Source organism: Nonomuraea sp. ATR24, assembly GCF_041950485.1.
Lineage (GTDB): Bacteria > Actinomycetota > Actinomycetes > Streptosporangiales > Streptosporangiaceae > Nonomuraea > Nonomuraea ceibae.
This window is the reverse complement of the sequence record NZ_JBGNUU010000008.1, coordinates 202,870-220,527: the sequence shown is the minus strand read 5'-3', so window position 1 is coordinate 220,527 and position 17,658 is coordinate 202,870. Positions and strand designations below refer to the sequence as shown.

Sequence of the window (17,658 nt, the reverse complement as noted above, 5' to 3'; positions counted from 1 at the left end):
GGCTCACCGTCCGTGCCCCAGCACCCCGGCCAGCGCCTCCGCGAGGGCCCGCGCCGACGCCGGGCCCGCCGCGGACCGCCAGGCGACATGCCCGTCCGGCCGCACCAGCACCGCCCCCTCCGGGCCGACCCCGTACTCCTTGGCCCACGTCGCGGACACGTACGGGGCCCGGGCCGATCCCCCCGCGTCCGGCGGCGCGGCGAGGTCGTCGGGGGCGATCTCCACCACCGAGAGGGAGGCGGTGAGGTGGGCGGACGCCGCGAGCCAGCCGCTGCCCGACGGGGTGAGCAGGGTGAAGCGGGGGCCGAGCAGGTCCAGGGTCGACAGGCGGCCGCCGGGGCCGGACAGCCAGACGTGCGGCGCCCGGTGCCCGGGACGCGCGGCGGGGACGTACGTGCGGTACGGGTCGGCGGGGGCGGGCGGCGCGGTGCCGTCGGGCAGCACGGCGGCGGAGTCGTAGGCGAACCCCAGCACCAGGCCCTCGTTGCTGCGCCGTCCCGCCTGCCGCTCGATCGCCTCCCGCATCGACAGCCGCCCCTCCATCATCTCGAAGGTGATCAGCGCGTTGTTCAGGCTCTCGTCCACGGTACGGACGGCCACGGGCCGGCGCTCGGCCTCGTAGGTGTCCAGCAGCGCCTCGCCCGCGGCGCCGCGCAGCACGGCGGCGAGCTTCCAGGCCAGGTTGTGCGCGTCCTGGATGCCGCAGTTCATGCCGAACCCGCCCTGCGGCGTGGCCACGTGCGCGGCGTCGCCCGCCAGGAAGACGGGCCCGGCGCGGAAGGCGGCGGCGACCTTGGCCTGCTGCAGCCACGGCATCACGCCGAGCAGCGTGACCGGCAGGTCCGGGACGCCGACGGCCGCGCGCACCGCCGCCAGGCACACCTCCTCGGTGAAGTCCGCCGGGCTGCCGCCCAGCTCGGGCTCGTAGCCGGTCTGCACCATCCAGCGCCGTTCGTGGTCCACGGCCTCCATGGCGCACGGCGGGTCGCGCAGGAACGACAGCGCGGCCCGCCGGTCGGGCGGCAGGAAGCCCAGGTCGGCCTCGAACATGATGCTGATCATGTGCCCGAGCGGCGGGGGGCCCTCGACGGCGATGCCGAGCGCGTCGCGCACGCCGCTGCGGCTGCCGTCGGCGGCGACCACGTACCGGCAGGTCACGGACGTCTCGCGGCCGCTCTCGTCGCGCAGGCCCGCCGTCACGCCGCCGGGGCCGGGCCGCAGGCCGGTCATGGTGACGCCGAACCGGATGTCGGCGCCGGGCAGCGACCCGGCGTGGCGGCGCAGGATCACCTCCAGCCGGTCCTGCGAGCACAGGAACGTGTACGTGGGGCTCTGCGGGGCGTCGCGGTCCAGCTCGGCGGCCGAGCGGACGAAGTCGGGCGCGGTCAGGGAACTGCCGACGCCCACCGCCAGGTACTCCTCGCGGGGCATGCCGGCGCGCTCGACCTCCTCCTGGAGGCCCCAGGCGCGCAGCAGCTCCATCGTCCTGGTGGTGATCAGGCGGGCCTTGGGGAAAATCGCCGTGCCCTCGTGCCTTTCCACCAGGAGCACCGATATTCCGTGGCGGGCGAGCTCAATGGCGGCGCACAGCCCGACGGGCCCGCCACCGACGACCAGAACTTCCGCATTGAGCTCATTCATGGCCCCAGAGTCATATATCGCGATTATTCAGGTCAATGCGCAGATATCTGCGTGATACAGGGGTGATATCGGGGCTTAGTAGCTTATGGGGAGAAGATCCAGTTGATCGATCCGGTGATTATCGAATTCCTGGAGAGATGATGCTCTTTGCCCCAGGATCCGTGGCCGTGGTGACGGGCGGGTCGCGCGGCATCGGCCGGGCCGTCGCCCTCGACCTGGCCCGCGAGGGCGCCCACGTCGTCGTGAACTACGCCCGCTCCGAGCACGACGCCAAGGAGGTCGCCGGCCTGATCACGGCGGAAGGCGGCAGCGCCGCCGCCGTACGCGCCGACGTCACCGACGAGGACGAGGTCAAGCGCCTCTTCCGCGACGTCCGCGCCGAACACGGCCGCCTCGACGTGCTCGTGACCAGCGCCGGAGTGACCCTGGACCGCTACCTCATCGCGATGAGCCTGGAGCAGTTCCGCACCCCCGTGGACACCAACCTCGTCGGCACCTTCCTCGCCTGCCGCGAAGCGCTCAAGATCATGCAGCACCAGCGGAGCGGGTCGATCGTGACGATCTCCTCCTCCAGCGGCCTCGACGGCGGCTTCCCCGGCCAGACCAACTACGTGGCGTCCAAAGGCGCGATCATCGCCTTCACCCACGCGCTGTCCAACGAGGCCGCCCCGCACGGGGTCCGCGCCAACGTCGTCGCCCCCGGCTTCGTCTCCACCGACATGACCCGCAAGGTGCCCGCCGACATCAAGAAGCGGTACGAGTCGCGCATCCGCCTGGGCCGCATGGGCCGCCCCGAGGAGATCGCCGCCATCGTCAGCTTCCTCGCCTCGGACAAGGCCTCGTACATGTCCGGCTCAGTGGTCGTCGCGCACGGCGGCGGCCTGCAGTGACCCGCCCCGACCAGCAGCAGCCCGGCGCACAAGGAGAACCCATGACCATCGACGAACTGCGGGCCAGGGCCGCGCAGCGGCAGCAGACCTGCAGCCAGATCAAGAAGATGATCGTCTCGCGGCTCGACCTGGAGATCGAACCCGGCTGGATCACCGACGACCAGCCCCTGTTCGGCCGCGGCCTCGAACTCGACAGCCTCGACGTGCTCGAACTGTACGTCGCCATCGAGGCCGAGTTCGGCGTCGCGCTCTACGACAGCGACATGGCCGTGTTCGGCTCGGTGTCCCGCCTCGCCGACGAGGTCGACCCCAGCCTGCGGGCCACGGCATGACGGTCGCCGAACAGGCGCCGCCCGTCTCCGGGCTGAATCACGACCAGATCCGCGCCGTCCTGCCGCACCGCTGGCCGATGCTGCTCCTCGACCGCGTCGGCAAGGTCGTCCCCGGCGTCAAGGGCACCGCCACCAAGAACGTCACCGGCACCGAGCTGTGGTTCCAGGGACACTTCCCCGGTGAGGCCGTCCTGCCTGGCGTCGTCATGGTCGAAGCCATGGCCCAGCTCGCCGGCGTCGTCTTCGCCCTGGCCGGCGCCAGCGAGATCAGCTACCTGGCGGGCGTCAGGGCGATGCGCTTCCGCCGCCCCGTCGTGCCCGGCGACCAGCTCGTGCTCACCGCCGAGCGCACCGGGGGCGGCGGCGGGTTCGCCGAATACCGGGTCTCGGCCCGCGTCGACGGCCAGATCGCCGCCGAAGGAAACCTCACCATCGCCGACCCGGCGAACCAACGTTCCGTGCGAAAGGTGTGAACATGGCAAGCGTCCTCGCGACCCGGCATCCGGAGGACACCGTCTACGGCCAGGTGGGCGACGTCACCGTACCGCTGCGCTTCTCCACCCTCGCGGGGGAGTACCAGGTGCTGCGCGAACGGGCGGCCGTGCTCGACCTCGGCGGGCACCGCCTCATCGAGATCACCGGCCCCGCCGCCGTGGACTTCGCCCAGCGGATCCTCGCCCGCGACGTGGAGTACCTGACCTCCGACCGCTGCATGATGAGCCTCGTCCTCGACGACTCCGGCCAGGTCGTCGACCAGGTCATCGCCTTCGGCAGGGAGGACGGCCTGCTCCTGGAGAGCTCCTGCGGCGCCGGCTCCAAGCTCCTGGACCACCTGAACGCCCACGCCGTCGACGGCGCCGAGATCACCGACCGCTCCGCCGAGCTGACCGTCATCGGCCTCGAAGGGCCCTACGCGTGGGGCGTCGTCGGCCGGCTCATCGACGGCGAGCTGGCCTCCCTGCCGTTCGAATCGGTCGTGGACGCCACCTGGGAGGACGTGGACATCGTCTTCGCCAGGACCGGCTACACCGGCGAGTACGGCTACCAGATGATCGTCCCGCGCGAGGCCGCGTCCCGCCTGTGGGCCGGAGCGCTGGAGCACGCCCAGGCCGCCGGGCAGGAGGCGCTGGAACTGGCCATGCTGGAGGTGCGCCAGCCGATCCCGCGCCACGAGGCCACCCCCGGCGCCACCGTGATCGAGATCGGCGCCAACTGGCTGGTCGACATCACCAAGGACGACTTCGTCGGACGCGAGGCCGTACTCGAGGCGTTCGAGAGCGGGGACGGGCGGCGCACGGTCGGCTTCACCGGCTGCGAAGGCGTCCCCGCGCCCGGCACCCGGGTGCTCGCCGGCGGCCAGGACGTCGGCGAGGTCGTCCACGCCGTCCACAGCACCGGCCTCGGCGCCACCCTCGGCCTGGCCCGCGTCGACCCCGAGCTCGCGGCGGCCGGACTGGACCTGACCGTCGGCGGCCTCGGCGTCACCACGCTGACCAGCCCGTACATCGTGCCCAAGAGCTGGAGCATCCCGATCATCTGATCGGCCGGTCACGCTGAGAAGGAGGCAGAGCATGGCGCTGCGGCCCGTCGTGGTCACCGGTCTGGGCATCATCTGCGCGGCCGGCAGGGACCCCGCGGAGTTCTGGACGCGGCTCACCACGGCCAGGGGCGGGCTCGCCCCCATCGAGGACCCGGCGTACGCCGTGTTCGCCGCCAGGCACGCCGGGCAGGTGCCCGACGCCTGGATCGACACCCAGCTCCCCGCCGGCGTCGAAGCCGGCGACCGTACCGCCAGGCTCGCCCTGGTCGCCGCCCGCCAGGCGATCGAACAGGCCGGCCTGCCCCTCCCGGACCCCGCACCCGGCCCCGGCCCTGGCTTCGGCTCCGGCGTCGGCGGGCCGGGCCCGGCGGGGCCCGATCCCGGGCGGTTCGGGATCATCCTCGGCAAGTGCCAGGCGACCCCCGGGCCGCAGGGGCGCTACCAGCCGATGCACCACACCGCCGACGTGGTCGCCCGGCGGCTCGGCCTCGGCGGCCCGCGCGTCCTGGTCTCCACCGCGTGCGCCGCCGGAGGCAACGCCGTCGGCCTGGCCCGCGACAAGATCCTCACCGGCGAGGCCGACGCCGTCCTCGCCGGCGGGGTCGACCCGCTCCTGTTCGGCACGTACGCGGGCTTCGCCGGGCTCCAGGCGCTCAGCACCGGGCCCTGCCGCCCCTACAGCCACTCCGACGGGCTCAACCTGGGCGAAGGCGCCGCGTTCCTGCTGCTGGAGCCGCTCGACCTGGCACTCGCCCGCGGTGCCACCCCGCTCGCCGAAGTCGCCGGCTACGGGCTGTCCGCCGACGCCTACCACGCCACCGCCCCCGACCCCACCGGCCGAGGCGGCGCCGGCGCCGTCCGCCGCGCGCTCGCCGACGCCGGGCTCACCCCCGCCGACGTCCACTACGTCAGCGGTCACGGCACCGGCACCCCGGCCAACGACGCCATGGAGGCCAAGGTCATGCGCCTGGTCTTCGGCGAACGCGCCCCCCAGGTGCCCACCAGCAGCATCAAGTCGTTCGTCGGCCACACCCTCGGCGCCGCCGGAGCCGTCGAGGCCGTCGCCTCCGTCCTCGCCCTGCGGCACGGCGTCGCGCCCCCCACGATCGGCTTCGACGACGACTCCCGCGCCGACCTCGACTACGTGCCCAACGACGCCCGCCCGATGACCATCGACACCGTCGTCTCCAACAACTACGCCTTCGGCGGCAACAACGTCTCCCTCGTGCTGACCCGGCCCCGCACCGGCGCCGGGCCCGGCCCGTCCGGCCAACCCCGCCCGCACGACCCGCCGGCCCGCCGCGACGCCGTCATCACCGGGCTCGGACCGGTCACCGGCGCGGGCACCGGCATCGCCGAGACCGCCGCGGCCATCACCGCCGGCCGCCGCGCCGACGGGCGCGCCCCCTCCTTGGAAGGCCGCACGTTCGCGCCCCGGTCGCTGTGGCGGCACATGAACCGGTTGTCCCGCCTGGCCATCGCCGCCTCCCGGCTCGCCTGGGAGGACGCCGGGCTCAAACTGCCCCGCCGGGCGCTCGACGACGTCGCGCTGGTCTTCGCCACCGGCGCCGGGTCCGCCGAGAGCACCGGCGGGTTCGACGACAGCATCGCGCTCAACCCCAACAAGCCCGCCGTGCTCAGCTTCTCCAACGTCGTCCTGAACGCCACCGGCGGCGCCGTCTGCCAGACGCTCGGGCTGCGCGGGCCCACCACGACCATCTGCAACGGCGCGGCGTCGGCGTCCATCGCCCTCGACTGCGCCCTGGAGATGATCGCCGCGGGCAAGGCCGACGTCGTCCTGGTGGTGGCCGCCGACGAAACCCCCGCTCCCCAGGCCACCGCCACCCCGGAGGGCGCGGGCTCCGCGTCCGCCGCCTCCGCTCCGTCCGCGCATTCGGGCTTTCCGTACGGGCTCCCGACCTCGGCTTCCGGTGCCGAGGGGGGCGTACCCGGGGTCGCGGGCGGTGAGGGGGCTTCCGGGCCTGTGGCTCAGGGAGCCGGGTCGGGGGCGGTGGCGTTCGTGGTGGAGTCCGCCGAGCACTGCGCCCAGCGTGGCGGCAGGCCGTACGCGCGGGTGGCCGGGACGCGGCACGTGGCGGGCGAAGGGGCCGAGCCGGTGGCGCGCAGCCTGGAACTGCCCGGTGCGGCGCCCGGCCTGGTCGTCGGCGCCGCCACCGGGCTGCCGCGCGACGCCGAGGAGGCGGCGGCGGTCCGGGCACGCATGCCGGACGCGCTCCTCACCGCCTCGGCGGCCCTGATCGGCGACTGCCAGTCGGCGACCGGCGCCATGAACATCGCCCTGGCGGCCCTCGCCGTCCGCGACGGCATCACCCCCGCCCTGGCCGGAGCCTCCGGTCCGGAGGTTGCCGGGTCCTCTGGCGGTGAGGCGGCCGGCGGGCCGTATGTCGCGGGGCCGGAGCTGGCCGGGGCGGTGGAGCGGGCGGTGGCGCTGACGGCGGCGCACGACTCCGTGCGCGGGGCCGTACTGCTGGAGGCGGTGTGAGCGAGAGGCCGTTCGACGTGGCCGAGACGGACAGGCTGCTGACCACGACCAGGTCGGTGCGTCGGCGGCTGGACCTGGACCGGCCCGTGCCGCGCGAGATCGTGCGGGAGGCGCTGGAGGTGGCGGTCCAGGCGCCGACCGCGAACAACCACCAGAACTGGCGCTGGCTGGTGATCACCGAGGCGGGCGTCAAGGAGAAGCTCGCCGAGATGATCCGCTCGTCGTGGACGTTCCACCGCAACGACATGTGGACCAACGCGGGCCGGCGGCGCAACGACGCGCAGGCCCGGCGCAACTTCGACTCGGCGCGGGCGCTGACGGAGACGATCGCGGCGGTGCCCGTGCTGGTGATCCCGTGCGTGCTGGGCCGGCCGCCGGACATCGCCGAGATCAACGCCCGCTGGCGGGAGCGCATGGCGAGCAAGGTCGCCGAGGACCCCGGCCACCTGGTGCAGCACGGCGAGACGCGGGCCAGCATCTTCTACGGCTCGATCTTCCCCGCGATCTGGTCCTTTCAGCTCGCCCTGCGCAGCCGGGGCCTCGGCAGCACGATCACCTGCCTGCACGTGCCGCACGAGCGGGAGACCGGGCGGCTGCTCGGCATCCCGTCCGGGGTCACGCAGGTGTGCATGATCCCCGTCGCCTACACGCTGGGTGACGGCTTCCGCCCGGCGGCCCGCTACAGCGCCGGTGAACGCACCTATTGGGAGAGGTGGGGGCAGTGACCCGACCCGAGCAGCCCGACGTCGTCATCGTCGGCGGGGGCATCGCCGGCGCCTCCGCCGCCTGCAAGCTGACCGCCGGCGGGTTGTCGGTGGTGCTGCTGGAGAAGCAGGCGACCTACCACGATCTCGTACGCGGCGAGTGGCTGGCGCCGTGGGGGATCGTGGAGGCGCAGCGCCTCGGCGTGGACGACTGCTTCTCGGCCGGTGGCGCCTGGGAGATCCGCGAGTGGATGACCTGGGACGAGGCCGTCACCGAGGACGAGGTCGAGGCGGTGGACATGACCCGGTTCATCCCGGGTGTCGGCGGCCCGATGTCGTTCCCGCATCACGCGGTGTGCGCGCTGATGGCCGAGCAGGCGGTGGCGGGCGGCGCCCGGCTGGTGATGGACGCGGCGAGGATCCGCGTCGTCGCCGGCGAGCGGCCCGTCGTCACCTACCGGACGGAGGAGGGCGAGCACGAGCTGCGCCCCCGCCTCGTGCTCGGCGCGACGGGACGCGGCTGCACCGTGGGCCGCCAGATCGGCGTCACCATGCGCAACTCCATGCACCACTGGGGCGGCGGCATGATGGTCGAGGGCATGGACGGCTGGCCGCCGGACGTGCAGGCGATGGGCACCGAGGGCGACGTCATGTTCATGGTGTTCCCGCAGGGCTACGGCCGGGCCCGCCTCTATCTGAACTTCCCCGTGGCCAACAAGCACCGCTACCGGGGCCCGGGCGGCGTGGAGCGGTTCCTGGCCGCGTACGCGCTGAAGTGCCTGCCCGACCGCGGCAGGGCGGTGACCGGGGCCAGGCCCGCGGGCCCGCTGTCGGTGTGGCCGTCGGTGTCGAGCGTGCCGGAGGGGCCGCCGCTGACCGACGGCGTCGTGCTCATCGGCGACGAGGCGGGCAACGCCGACACGGTGCTCGGCACCGGCCTGTCGTGCGCCATGCGTGACGCCCGTACCGTGTGCGACATCCTGCTGGCCTCCTCCGACTGGTCCCCGGCGGCGTTCGAGCCGTACGTGAAGGAGCGGGGCTCGCGGCTGGAGCGGCTGGACTTCGGCGCGTCCATCATCAGCAGGCTGCACGTGGAGTTCGGGCCGGCCGCGGTGGAGCGCAGGCGGCGGGTCCGCAGGCTGATGGCGCGCAACTTCGCCGCCCAGGTGACCGGGCTGCTCAACATGGTCGCGCCCGAGGACGTACCGGAGTTCGGCTTCAGCGAGTTCTTCGCTGAGCGCCTGTTCAGGGAGACCGCATGACCGAGAAGAAGACCGTAAGCGTCAACGACATCGAGCTCGCCTACATCGACGAGGGGGAGGGCGACCCCGTCATCCTCCTGCACGGCTTCCCCGACTCCTCCTACCTGTGGCGGCACCAGATCCCGGCGCTGGTCGATGGCGGCTTCCGCGTGATCGCGCCGGACCTGCGCGGGTTCGGCGACTCCAGCAAGCCGCAGGAGGCCGAGGCGTACGGCATGCAGACGATCGTCAACGACGTCGTGGCGCTCACGCTCAAGCTCGGGATCAAGCGCCCGCACCTGGTCGGTCACGACTGGGGCGCGGCGATCGCGTGGATGTACGCCTTCCTCATGCCGCGCAGGCTCGACCACCTGGTGGTCCTGTCGGTCGGGCACCCGGGCGTCTTCGCCACGCCGTCGCTGGAGCAGCGGGCGGCCTCCTGGTACATGCTCTTCTACCAGTTCCCCGGCGTGAGCGAGGAGCTGCTGCGGCGCAACGGCTGGCGGCTGTTCAAGGAGATCATGGGCCGCGACGGCGACTACGACCGCTACCTGCGCGACCTGGCCCGGCCGGGCGCGCTCACCGCCGGGCTCAACTGGTACCGGGCCAACCGCTCGCCGGAGGCCGAGCTGCGCCCGGCCCGGCCGTTCCCGCCCGTGTACGCGCCGACGCTCGGCATCTGGGGCGCGGGTGACAAGGCGCTGCTGGAGGAGGGCATGACCGCCTCCGGCAAGTACGTGAAGGGCCCCTGGCGCTACGAGCGGATCGAGGACGCCGGTCACTGGCTGCCCCTGGACGCCCCCGACGAGGTCAGCAAGCTGCTGCTCGGTTTCCTCGGCACCGAGCGGCCCGCGCACGAGGAGCGGCGCCCCCGGCGCCGGCTCTAGAGGGGACGGCACATGCTCGGCTATCTCTTCCCCGGGCAGGGGACGGTCCGCGTCGGCATGGGCGCCTGGCTGCGCCGCAGCCCGGCGGCCCGGCGGCGGCTCGACGAGGTCGACGCGCTGCTGGCGCGGCCGATCTCGCCGCTGTGCGCGCGGGGGCCGCTGGACCGGCTGGTCGCCACCGAGCACGCCCAGATCGCGGTGACGGCGTGCAACCTGGCGGCGCTGGCCGTGCTGGACGAGGAGGGGTACGAGCCCGCCGTCGTGGCCGGGCACAGCGTGGGCGAGCTGAGCGCGCTGCACGCGGCGGGCGCCCTGGACCTGGCCGCGACCGTGCGGCTGGTCGAGCTGCGGGCCCGGCTGATGGCCGGGGTGGCCGCGTCGGGCGGGATGCGGGCGGTGATGGGCCTGCCGGTGGAGCGGGTCGAGGAGCTGGCCGGGGCCGCGTCGGAGCCGGGGGAGCCGGTCGTCGTGGCGCTGGAGAACGCGCCCGGCCACGTGGTGGTGTCGGGCGCGCCGCCCGGCCTGGACCGGCTGGCCGGGCTCGCCCCCGACGTCAAGATCGTGCCGCTGAAGGTGGGGGACGCCTTCCACTCGCCGCTGATGGCCGGGGCCGAGGCCGCGTGGGCGGCGGCGGTGGCCGGGGCGCCGCTGCGGCAGCCGCGCGTCCCCGTCGTCCCGAACGTCACCGGCGAGCCCACCACCGACGTGGACGTTCTGCGCCGCGCCCTGGTCGCCCAGCTCACCGGCCGGGTCCGCTGGACCGCCACGATGGCGGCGGTCGCACCGCTCGCGCCGTCCCTCGTCGAGGTGGGCGACAGCAAGGTGCTCGCCGGGCTGGCCCGCCGCGCCGGGGTGCGCTGCCTGAGCATGGCCGACCCGGCCACGCCGCGACGCCTGGCCAAGGGGGTGGCGGCGTGAGGCGGTGGGGCAGCGCGATCGTCGGCCACGCCGGGCTCGGCGGCCCGCGCGACCTGGTCGCCGGCATGCCGCTGGAGGTCGTCTTCACCCGCGCCGAACGGGTCAGGTCGGGCGGGCGGACGCTGCAGCGCTGGGCGGGCCGGCTGGCCGCCAAGCGGGCGGTGCTGCGCCTGCTCGGGCTGCCGGCGGACGCCGAGCGGCTGGGCCAGGTGGAGATCCTGCCGCTGCCGACCCCGGCCTGCGCCGCGGACGCGGCCTGCCGTGACGGGCATCCGCCGTCGGTGCGCCTGCTCGGCGACCTGCCGGCGCTGGCCGCGTCCGTGCCCGGGTGGATCCGGGTGTCGGTCAGCCACACCGACCTGCGCGCCCTGGCCCTGGCCGTCCGCACCCCCCGCCTCCCCGAGGACGGGTCCCGGACCGAGCGGACAACCCGCCTCCGCGACGAATCCCGGACCGAGCCCACGACCCGCCTGCCCGAGGACGAGGCCCGGGCCATGCGGACGAACCGGCTGATCGAGGGCGGGGGCCGCTGATGGACGCCAGGAAGCTCGCCGAGGCGCATCTGGAGGCGTGGGGGTCCGGTGACGCCGAGGCCGTCGCGGCCACCGCCGCCACCTACGCCGATCCCGACACCGGGGCCCCGCTGGCCGGGGAGGCGCTGGCCGCGCACGCCGCCGCCACGCTGTCCCGCTTCAGGAACGCCCGCTTCGACGTGGAGCGCGTCACCGGCGACGAGGGCGCCGCCGCCGTGTCGTGGCGGCTGACCGCCGACCACCGCGAGCCGTACCTGGGCATGCCCGCGACCGGCGGCGCCGTCGCCGTCGACGGCGTCGACCTGGTCACCGCCGGCGCGGACGGCCCGCACGTGCGGCGCACGTTCGACCGGCTCGCCCTCGCCGCGGCGCTCGGCCACACGGCCCGCTTCACGCCCGGCTCCGACGGGACCCGCGAGTTCGGCGTGAGCGCCAGGGCCGCCACCGGCCGCACCGAGCGGCCCGGCGCGCTCGTCCTGACCTGGCTGGAGATCCGCGACGACGCCGAGGCCGCCGACGTGGACCTGCTCAGCGTCGAGATCGTCAAGTCGCTGCGTGCCACGCGCGGCTTCCTCGGCGTGACCACGTTCGACGTCGGCGGGCGCAAGTTCACGCTGAGCGCCTTCGACCGGCCCGAGTCGATGCGCGCCGTGCACGCCCGGCCGCACCAGCGGGCCATGCGCCGCTTCTTCAGGAGCGGCCTGTGCACCCGCGTCCACACCAGCGTCTGGTACCCCGCCTCCGCGCGGGACTACGCCCGCTGCCCGACGTGCGAGCAGGTCGTCGCCTCGGGGGCGGCCTGCGGGTGCGGCTGGACCCCCGACGACGCCCCGACGCTGTGACTGGAGCCACGATGAGGGAATTCACCACCGAGCACCGGCTCGGCGACGCGGACACCGCCGTGGTGTTCATGTCCGCGCTGTTCGCCGGCGGCTGGATCTGGGACCACCCCTACCGCAGCCTGGAGCGGGCCGGCGTGCCGGTGCTGCGCACGAACGAGCCGATCTGCGGCCTGGACCGGCGGCTGGCCGGCTCCATCGAACGGCTCGGCGACGCGCTGCTCGACGCCTGCGACGCCGCCGGGGCGGACGGCCAGGTCGTCGTCTGCGCCAACTCCCTCGGCGGCCTGGTCGCGATCGACCTGGCGGGCCGCCGCCCCGACCGGGTGCGCGGCATCGTGGTGAGCGGCGCCCCCGGCCTGTCCGCCGACCCCGACGTCGGCCTGAGCTTCGACCGGCGCGGCAGCATCCGGCCGACCGGCGAGGACTTCGGCCGCCGCATGGTCGCCGCCCTGTTCCACGAGGGCTGCCACTTCTCCGCCGAGCGCATGGCGGAGGCGGGCGAGCTGCTGGCCCGCCCCGAGTCGATGGTGTCGATGGCGCGCAGCCTCAAGGCCACCCGCGCCTACCGGGTGCCGCCCGCGCTGGACAAGGTGACCTGCCCGGCCCTGTACGTGTGGGGGCGGCACGACAGGATGACGCCCGTGGCGCCGTGGGCGGAGGCGCTGGCCGGGCGCGACGGGCACGAGCTGCTGCTCGTCGAGGACAGCGGCCACATCCCGATGGTGGAGCGGGCCGAGGAGTACACGGCGGCCCTGACGTCCTTCGTCGCGGGGACCGGCGCGGGGACCGGCGCGGGGACGCTCGCGTGAGCGCGCCGGCCGTCCTGCTGGGCGTGGACATCGTGGAGGCCGACCGGCTGGCCGCGGCCGTCGGCCGGGGCGGGCACCTGCTGGCCCGCCACGTCGCCACCGCCGCCGAGCGGAGCCTGGGAGCCGGCCCGGTCGCCGTCTCGGTCAAGGAGAGCCTGATCAAGGCCGTCGGCGGCCGGCCGCCCGGCTTCACCTGGCACGACTTCGAGGCCGTGAAGGAGTCCCCGGCCGCGTGGGCGCGCCCGCTGCTGGACGAGGCGGCCTGCGAGCTGGCCGACTCCACCGGGCTCCCCCTGACGGGCGGGGCGGCGTACCGGGTGAGCGGCGCCAGCGCCCGCGCGGCCCTGCTCCGGCTGGCAGCTCCGGAGAACGCCCCCGAGAAGGCTCCAGCGGCCGCCGCCGGGAGCAGCTCCCCCGGCGGCGCGCCCCGGTCCCGGACCGTGGCCGCCGCCGCCCGGTGGGGCGAGGGCGGCGGCGTGTTCGTGTCGCTGGCGATCGTCTACCTGGCCGAGAAGGGGAACGCATGTCCGTGACGAGAACCGTCCGCCCCGGCGAGCCGATCCAGCGCGCCCTCGACGAGGCGGGCCCCGGCGCCCGCATCGTCCTGGAGGAGGGCACGTACCGGGAGAGCGTCTGGATCAGGCACCCCGGCGTGACGCTGACCGGAGCCGGGGCCGGGCGCACGGTGCTGGAGCCCGGCGGCGGCGGCCCGGCCGGCGTCCCCCGGCTGCACGACGCCGCCGAGGACGTGGTCAGCGGCGTCACCGTGTACGGCGAGTCCGCCGGCGGCGTGCGCGTCGAGGCGCTGAGCGTGCGCGGCTTCTCCGGCGCGGGCGTCTACGCCCACACCGTCGCCGGGGTGAGCGTGCGGGACGCCGAGCTGCGCGGCAACGCCGTCTGGGGCGTCTACCTGCGCGAGTCCACCGGCTGCCGGGTGGTGCGCTGCCACGCCTCCGGCAGCCAGTACGGCGGCGTCGCGCTCAGCTTCTGCCCCCGCTCCGACGCGGAGATCACCGGCAACGAGTGCACCGGCAACGCCTTCGGCGTCTTCGTCGACAACTCCTCGCAGGCGCGCGTGACGGGCAACTCCTGCCACGGCAACGCGATCGGCATCCTGCTGCTCAACCAGGTGTACGAGGGCGAGCCCGAAGGCGGCGTGCGCGACTGCCTCGTCTCCGGCAACGACCTGTACGGCAACGTGCTCGCCGCGGGCGCCGAGCCGGACGGGCTGGGCGCGGCCGGGCCGCCGATCTCCGGCGTCGGCCTCGCCCTGATCGGCGCGCACCGCGTCACCGTCGTCGACAACCGCATCCACGACAACCACCCCAGCGGCGAGTCGGTGATGGGCGCCGGGCTCGTCCTGGGCTCGTCCAAGGACTTCGGCGGCGACGACGTCGACGGCTGCCACCTGCTGTGGAACCGGGTCACCGGCAACAGCCCGCTGGACTACCAGCTCGGCGCCGACCCCGCCCGGCAGGTGTACGCGGGCAACACGGCGGGCAAGGGCGACCCGCAGGACGCGCCCGGGTGGCGGCGATGACGGCCGCACTCGCCTGCCGGGGCCTCGGCAAACGCTACGGCGACCTGGTCGCCGTGGACGACGTGGGCTTGTCCATCGCCCCCGGGCAGGCGTACGGGCTGCTCGGCCCGAACGGAGCCGGCAAGACCACCACGATCTCCATGCTCGTCGGCCTGCTCCGCCCCGACGCCGGCGAGGTGCTGGTCGGCGGCGTCGACCTGGCCCGCGAGCCGCTGCGCGCCAAGGCGCGGATCGGCTACGTCCCGCAGGAGATCGCCCTCTACCCGGAGCTGACCGGGCGGGAGAACCTGCGCTTCTTCGGCCGCCTGTTCGGCCTGCCCCGGCGTGGCCTGGCCGCCCGCGTCGACGAGGTGCTCGACCTGATCGGCCTGGCCGACCGGGCCGACGGCAAGCTCGGCGCCTACTCCGGCGGCATGAAGCGGCGCGTCAACATCGGCGCCGCCCTGCTGCACCGCCCCCAGGTGCTCATCCTGGACGAGCCGACCGTCGGCGTCGACCCGCAGAGCCGCAAGGCCATCCTCGACGGCCTCGAACGCCTCGTCGCCGACGGCATGGCGCTGCTGTACACCTCCCACTACATGGAGGAGGTCGAGCGCGTCTGCGACCGGGTGGCGATCATCGACCACGGCCGCATCGTCGCCGACGGCACCCGCCGCGAGCTGGTCTCCCTCGTCGGCGGCGCGGACACCGTGGAGCTGGTGCTGGACGGCGACGTCGCCGCCGCGTTCGGGAAGCTGCGCGCGGTCGAGGGCGTGAGCGAGGCCGCCAGGACCGGGGAGTCGTCCGTGCGGCTGCTCGCCGACGGCGGGCGCTACCTGCTGCCATCGCTCATCACCGCCGTGGAGGGACATGCCACCGTGACCGCCGCCCAGGTCGTCGAGCCCGACCTGGAAGCCACGTTCCTGCACCTCACCGGCACCACCTTGCGGGACTGACATGGGGCGGGCCCTGCTCACGGTGAGCGCGCACGAGCTGCGCACGAGGCTGCGCGACGGCACCGCGATCGTCATCGCGCTGATCGTCCCCGTCACGCTGGCCACGCTGTTCGGGCTGGCGCTCGGCGGTGACGACCCGCCGCTGCGCGCCACCATCGGCCTGGTCGACCTGGACGGCGGCGAGTTCCCGGCGAGCGTGCGCCGCGAGGTGGCGGGCGCCGAGGAGCTGAAGGGCAGCGTGACGCTGCGCGACCTGCCGGACGGCGGGGAGGCGCGGCGGGCGCTCGACGCCGGCGAGATCGGCGCGGCCATCGTCTTCCCCGCCGGGTTCAGCGCCCGCGTCGGCGCGGGGGAGGGCGGCGACGTCACCGTCCTCACCTCGGCCGGATCGCCGCTGGCCGGCGTGGTCGCGGGCGCGGTCGTGGACCGCATCTCCGCCGTCGTGGACGCCAGGACGCTGGCCGTGCGGGCCGCGCTGCTCGCCGGGGTGCCCGGCGACGAGGTCAAGGAGCTGGTCGAGCGCAACGGCGCCGCCGGTCCCGCGCTCGCGCTCACCGGCGACCCGCTGGCCGGCGGCAAGGTGGACCTGGCCGTCTACTACGGCTCCGGCATGGCGGCGCTGTTCGCCTTCTTCGTCGTCGGCGCGTCCTTCCGCAGCCTGCTCACCGAGCGCAAGCTCGGCACCCTCGACCGGATGCGCGCCGGGCCGCTCGCCGCCTGGGTGCCGGTCGCGGGGAAGGCCGTCGTCGGGTTCGGGCTGGCGATGGTCAGCGTCTGCGCCACCTGGGCGTCCGGCACGCTCATCTTCGGCTCCTCCTGGGGCGACCCGCTCGCCGTGCTGACCGTGCTGACCGCGCACGTGCTCGCCGCCGCCGCGATCACCATGCTGGTCGCCGCCCGGGTCAGGACCGACGCCCAGGCCGACGGGGTGATCATGGTGATCTCGTTCGTGGCGGCGTTCCTCGGCGGCAGCCTCGTACCCCTGCACAGCCTGCCCGGCCCGCTGCAGACGGCGGCGCTGCTCACCCCCAACGGCTGGACCGCCACGGCGCTGGCCGAGCTCGCCGGGTCCGGCGCGGGCGTGGCCGCCGTCGCGGGCCCCGTCGCCGTCCTGCTGGCGATCGCGCTCGGCGCGGGCGGCCTGGCCGTCCTCGGCCTCAGGAAGGGGATGCTGCTGTGACGCCCCCGCAGGCACCGCACCGGCCCAGGCCGGTGGCCGCGCTCGTGGCCGCCAACCTGCGCAGGCACGCCCGCGACCGCACCGGCCTGTTCTTCATGGTGATCATGCCGTTCGTGTCGATCCTGTTCGTCGGCATGGCGTTCGGTGGCGGCGGCTCCGGCAAGCTGCCCGTCGGCGTCGTCGCCGAAGGCTCCGACCCCGTCACCGCCGCCCTGCTCGCCGAGCTGCGCGCGCACGCCGACCTCGACGTGCGCGCCATGACGGATACGGACGACGTACGCTCGGCCGTGCGGTCGGGGGAGCTGGCCGCCGGGCTGATCATCGGGCCCGGCGCCGGCCGCCTCGACCTCGTCATGACCCAGGCCAACGGCAGCGGCCTGGCCGCCCGCGGCGCCGTCGACGGCGCGGTCGCCAAGGTCGCCGCCGTCCTGGAGGCCACCCGCGCCGTCCGGGCCGCGGGCGCCACCGCCGAGGAGGCCGCCGCCCACGTACGCCGGGCGCAGGCCGAGTCGGGGCGCGTCGGCGTGACCGGCACCGCAACCGGCAGCGGCGACCCGGGCGGCTTCGCCTACACCGCCCCGGCCAACCTGCTGCTGTTCACGTTCATCAACTCGATGGCCGTGGCCGCCGCGCTCGTGGAGAGCCGCCGGCTCGGCATGCTGCAGCGGGCGCTCACCGCGCCCGTGACCCGCCGGTCGGTGCTGCTCGGCGAGGCCGTCAGCCGCCTGATCGTCGCGCTCGCGCAGGCGGCGCTCATCGTCGTGGTCAGCGCGCTGCTGTTCGGCGTCTCGTGGGGCGACCCGGTCGGCGTGGCGGCGGTCGTGGGCGTGTTCGCGCTCGTCGCCACCGGCGCCGCGATCCTCACCGGCACCCTGCTCAGCTCGCCCGACCAGGCCCCCGCGATCGGCCCGCCGCTCGGCGTCGTCCTCGGGATGCTCGGCGGCTGCCTGTGGCCGCGCGAGTCCTCGCCGGACGTGCTCAACGCGATCGGCCACCTGTTCCCGCACGCCTGGGGCATGGACGCGCTGCTGCGGCTCGCCGAGCCCGGCACCGGCCTCGGCGCGGTGCTGCCGCAGCTCGGCGTGCTCGCCGGGATGGCGGCCCTCCTGCTGTCCGCCTCACTTGTCCTGTTCAGCCGCCGCACGCCGGCGTGAGAGAAGGAG

The 17,658-nt window shown here is 74.9% G+C and carries 18 protein-coding genes; 17 read left to right on the top strand and 1 reads right to left on the bottom strand.

The window, feature by feature from the left end; genetic code table 11:
- Positions 1 to 3: 3 nt before the first annotated feature.
- A complete protein-coding gene (locus ACBI99_RS21855) occupies positions 4 to 1,641 on the bottom strand; it encodes an FAD-dependent oxidoreductase (protein WP_375073284.1) in 1,638 nt (545 codons plus the stop codon).
- Positions 1,642 to 1,802: 161 nt separating this feature from the next.
- Between ACBI99_RS21855 and fabG the strand changes: the two genes are divergently transcribed.
- From fabG to ACBI99_RS21770, 17 genes are read left to right on the top strand one after another with little or no spacing between them, the layout of a single operon-like run.
- Entirely contained in the window at positions 1,803 to 2,531 is a 729-nt protein-coding gene (gene fabG, locus ACBI99_RS21850; protein ID WP_308125978.1) for a 3-oxoacyl-ACP reductase FabG, read from the top strand.
- A gap of 41 nt (positions 2,532 to 2,572) precedes the next feature.
- A complete protein-coding gene (locus tag ACBI99_RS21845) occupies positions 2,573 to 2,863 on the top strand; it encodes an acyl carrier protein (protein ID WP_219509622.1) in 291 nt (96 codons plus the stop codon).
- Positions 2,860 to 3,336: a 3-hydroxyacyl-ACP dehydratase FabZ gene (fabZ, locus tag ACBI99_RS21840; RefSeq protein ID WP_219509623.1), complete on the top strand. Its 477-nt coding sequence runs from the start codon at positions 2,860 to 2,862 to the stop codon at positions 3,334 to 3,336. The genes ACBI99_RS21845 and fabZ overlap by 4 nt, the downstream gene beginning before the upstream one ends.
- 2 nt (positions 3,337 to 3,338) lie before the next feature.
- The gene (locus tag ACBI99_RS21835; protein ID WP_364170735.1) at positions 3,339 to 4,403 is read left to right on the top strand and encodes a glycine cleavage T C-terminal barrel domain-containing protein; all 1,065 of its coding nucleotides are present in this window, start codon (positions 3,339 to 3,341) and stop codon (positions 4,401 to 4,403) included.
- Positions 4,404 to 4,434: 31 nt separating this feature from the next.
- On the top strand, positions 4,435 to 6,906 hold the full coding sequence (locus ACBI99_RS21830; protein ID WP_375073282.1) for a beta-ketoacyl synthase N-terminal-like domain-containing protein: 2,472 nt from the start codon (positions 4,435 to 4,437) through the stop codon (positions 6,904 to 6,906).
- Positions 6,903 to 7,631, top strand: a complete 729-nt coding sequence (locus ACBI99_RS21825) for a nitroreductase family protein (RefSeq protein ID WP_219509626.1) — start codon at positions 6,903 to 6,905, stop codon at positions 7,629 to 7,631. The genes ACBI99_RS21830 and ACBI99_RS21825 overlap by 4 nt, the downstream gene beginning before the upstream one ends.
- Positions 7,628 to 8,872 carry an FAD-dependent oxidoreductase gene (locus ACBI99_RS21820; protein ID WP_364170740.1) on the top strand — a complete coding sequence of 415 codons (1,245 nt, stop codon included), beginning with the start codon at positions 7,628 to 7,630 and terminating at the stop codon, positions 8,870 to 8,872. The genes ACBI99_RS21825 and ACBI99_RS21820 overlap by 4 nt, the downstream gene beginning before the upstream one ends.
- The gene (locus ACBI99_RS21815; RefSeq protein WP_219509628.1) at positions 8,869 to 9,738 is read left to right on the top strand and encodes an alpha/beta fold hydrolase; all 870 of its coding nucleotides are present in this window, start codon (positions 8,869 to 8,871) and stop codon (positions 9,736 to 9,738) included. The genes ACBI99_RS21820 and ACBI99_RS21815 overlap by 4 nt, the downstream gene beginning before the upstream one ends.
- Before the next feature lie 12 nt (positions 9,739 to 9,750).
- Positions 9,751 to 10,656 carry an ACP S-malonyltransferase gene (locus tag ACBI99_RS21810; protein ID WP_375073281.1) on the top strand — a complete coding sequence of 302 codons (906 nt, stop codon included), beginning with the start codon at positions 9,751 to 9,753 and terminating at the stop codon, positions 10,654 to 10,656.
- A complete protein-coding gene (locus tag ACBI99_RS21805; protein WP_375073280.1) occupies positions 10,653 to 11,189 on the top strand; it encodes a phosphopantetheinyl transferase in 537 nt (178 codons plus the stop codon). The genes ACBI99_RS21810 and ACBI99_RS21805 overlap by 4 nt, the downstream gene beginning before the upstream one ends.
- The gene (locus ACBI99_RS21800; RefSeq protein ID WP_375073278.1) at positions 11,189 to 12,031 is read left to right on the top strand and encodes an ester cyclase; all 843 of its coding nucleotides are present in this window, start codon (positions 11,189 to 11,191) and stop codon (positions 12,029 to 12,031) included. The genes ACBI99_RS21805 and ACBI99_RS21800 overlap by 1 nt, the downstream gene beginning before the upstream one ends.
- An 11-nt stretch (positions 12,032 to 12,042) precedes the next feature.
- A complete protein-coding gene (locus ACBI99_RS21795) occupies positions 12,043 to 12,840 on the top strand; it encodes an alpha/beta fold hydrolase (protein WP_375073276.1) in 798 nt (265 codons plus the stop codon).
- On the top strand, positions 12,837 to 13,373 hold the full coding sequence (locus ACBI99_RS21790) for a hypothetical protein (RefSeq protein ID WP_375073275.1): 537 nt from the start codon (positions 12,837 to 12,839) through the stop codon (positions 13,371 to 13,373). The genes ACBI99_RS21795 and ACBI99_RS21790 overlap by 4 nt, the downstream gene beginning before the upstream one ends.
- Positions 13,364 to 14,380: a nitrous oxide reductase family maturation protein NosD gene (locus ACBI99_RS21785; RefSeq protein ID WP_375073274.1), complete on the top strand. Its 1,017-nt coding sequence runs from the start codon at positions 13,364 to 13,366 to the stop codon at positions 14,378 to 14,380. The genes ACBI99_RS21790 and ACBI99_RS21785 overlap by 10 nt, the downstream gene beginning before the upstream one ends.
- The gene (locus ACBI99_RS21780; RefSeq protein WP_357588059.1) at positions 14,377 to 15,315 is read left to right on the top strand and encodes an ABC transporter ATP-binding protein; all 939 of its coding nucleotides are present in this window, start codon (positions 14,377 to 14,379) and stop codon (positions 15,313 to 15,315) included. Before ACBI99_RS21785 ends, ACBI99_RS21780 begins: the two co-directional genes overlap by 4 nt.
- A 1-nt stretch (position 15,316) precedes the next feature.
- Positions 15,317 to 16,495: an ABC transporter permease gene (locus tag ACBI99_RS21775; RefSeq protein ID WP_246645975.1), complete on the top strand. Its 1,179-nt coding sequence runs from the start codon at positions 15,317 to 15,319 to the stop codon at positions 16,493 to 16,495.
- Positions 16,492 to 17,649, top strand: a complete 1,158-nt coding sequence (locus tag ACBI99_RS21770) for an ABC transporter permease (protein WP_219509634.1) — start codon at positions 16,492 to 16,494, stop codon at positions 17,647 to 17,649. The genes ACBI99_RS21775 and ACBI99_RS21770 overlap by 4 nt, the downstream gene beginning before the upstream one ends.
- The last annotated feature ends 9 nt before the right edge of the window (positions 17,650 to 17,658 follow it).

Excerpts from the sequence above, each read along its gene's own strand:
- ACBI99_RS21845 (WP_219509622.1), top strand. The coding sequence starts at position 2,573 with ATGACCATCGACGAACTGCGGGCCAGGGCCGCGCAGCGGCAGCAGACC.
- fabZ (WP_219509623.1), top strand. The coding sequence starts at position 2,860 with ATGACGGTCGCCGAACAGGCGCCGCCCGTCTCCGGGCTGAATCACGAC.
- ACBI99_RS21830 (WP_375073282.1), top strand. The coding sequence starts at position 4,435 with ATGGCGCTGCGGCCCGTCGTGGTCACCGGTCTGGGCATCATCTGCGCG.
- ACBI99_RS21780 (WP_357588059.1), top strand. The coding sequence starts at position 14,377 with ATGACGGCCGCACTCGCCTGCCGGGGCCTCGGCAAACGCTACGGCGAC.
- ACBI99_RS21815 (WP_219509628.1), top strand. The coding sequence starts at position 8,869 with ATGACCGAGAAGAAGACCGTAAGCGTCAACGACATCGAGCTCGCCTAC.
- ACBI99_RS21800 (WP_375073278.1), top strand. The coding sequence starts at position 11,189 with ATGGACGCCAGGAAGCTCGCCGAGGCGCATCTGGAGGCGTGGGGGTCC.
- ACBI99_RS21775 (WP_246645975.1), top strand. The coding sequence starts at position 15,317 with ATGGGGCGGGCCCTGCTCACGGTGAGCGCGCACGAGCTGCGCACGAGG.
- ACBI99_RS21795 (WP_375073276.1), top strand. The coding sequence starts at position 12,043 with ATGAGGGAATTCACCACCGAGCACCGGCTCGGCGACGCGGACACCGCC.
- ACBI99_RS21785 (WP_375073274.1), top strand. The coding sequence starts at position 13,364 with ATGTCCGTGACGAGAACCGTCCGCCCCGGCGAGCCGATCCAGCGCGCC.
- ACBI99_RS21810 (WP_375073281.1), top strand. The coding sequence starts at position 9,751 with ATGCTCGGCTATCTCTTCCCCGGGCAGGGGACGGTCCGCGTCGGCATG.
- ACBI99_RS21835 (WP_364170735.1), top strand. The coding sequence starts at position 3,339 with ATGGCAAGCGTCCTCGCGACCCGGCATCCGGAGGACACCGTCTACGGC.
- ACBI99_RS21855 (WP_375073284.1), bottom strand. The coding sequence starts at position 1,641 with ATGAATGAGCTCAATGCGGAAGTTCTGGTCGTCGGTGGCGGGCCCGTC.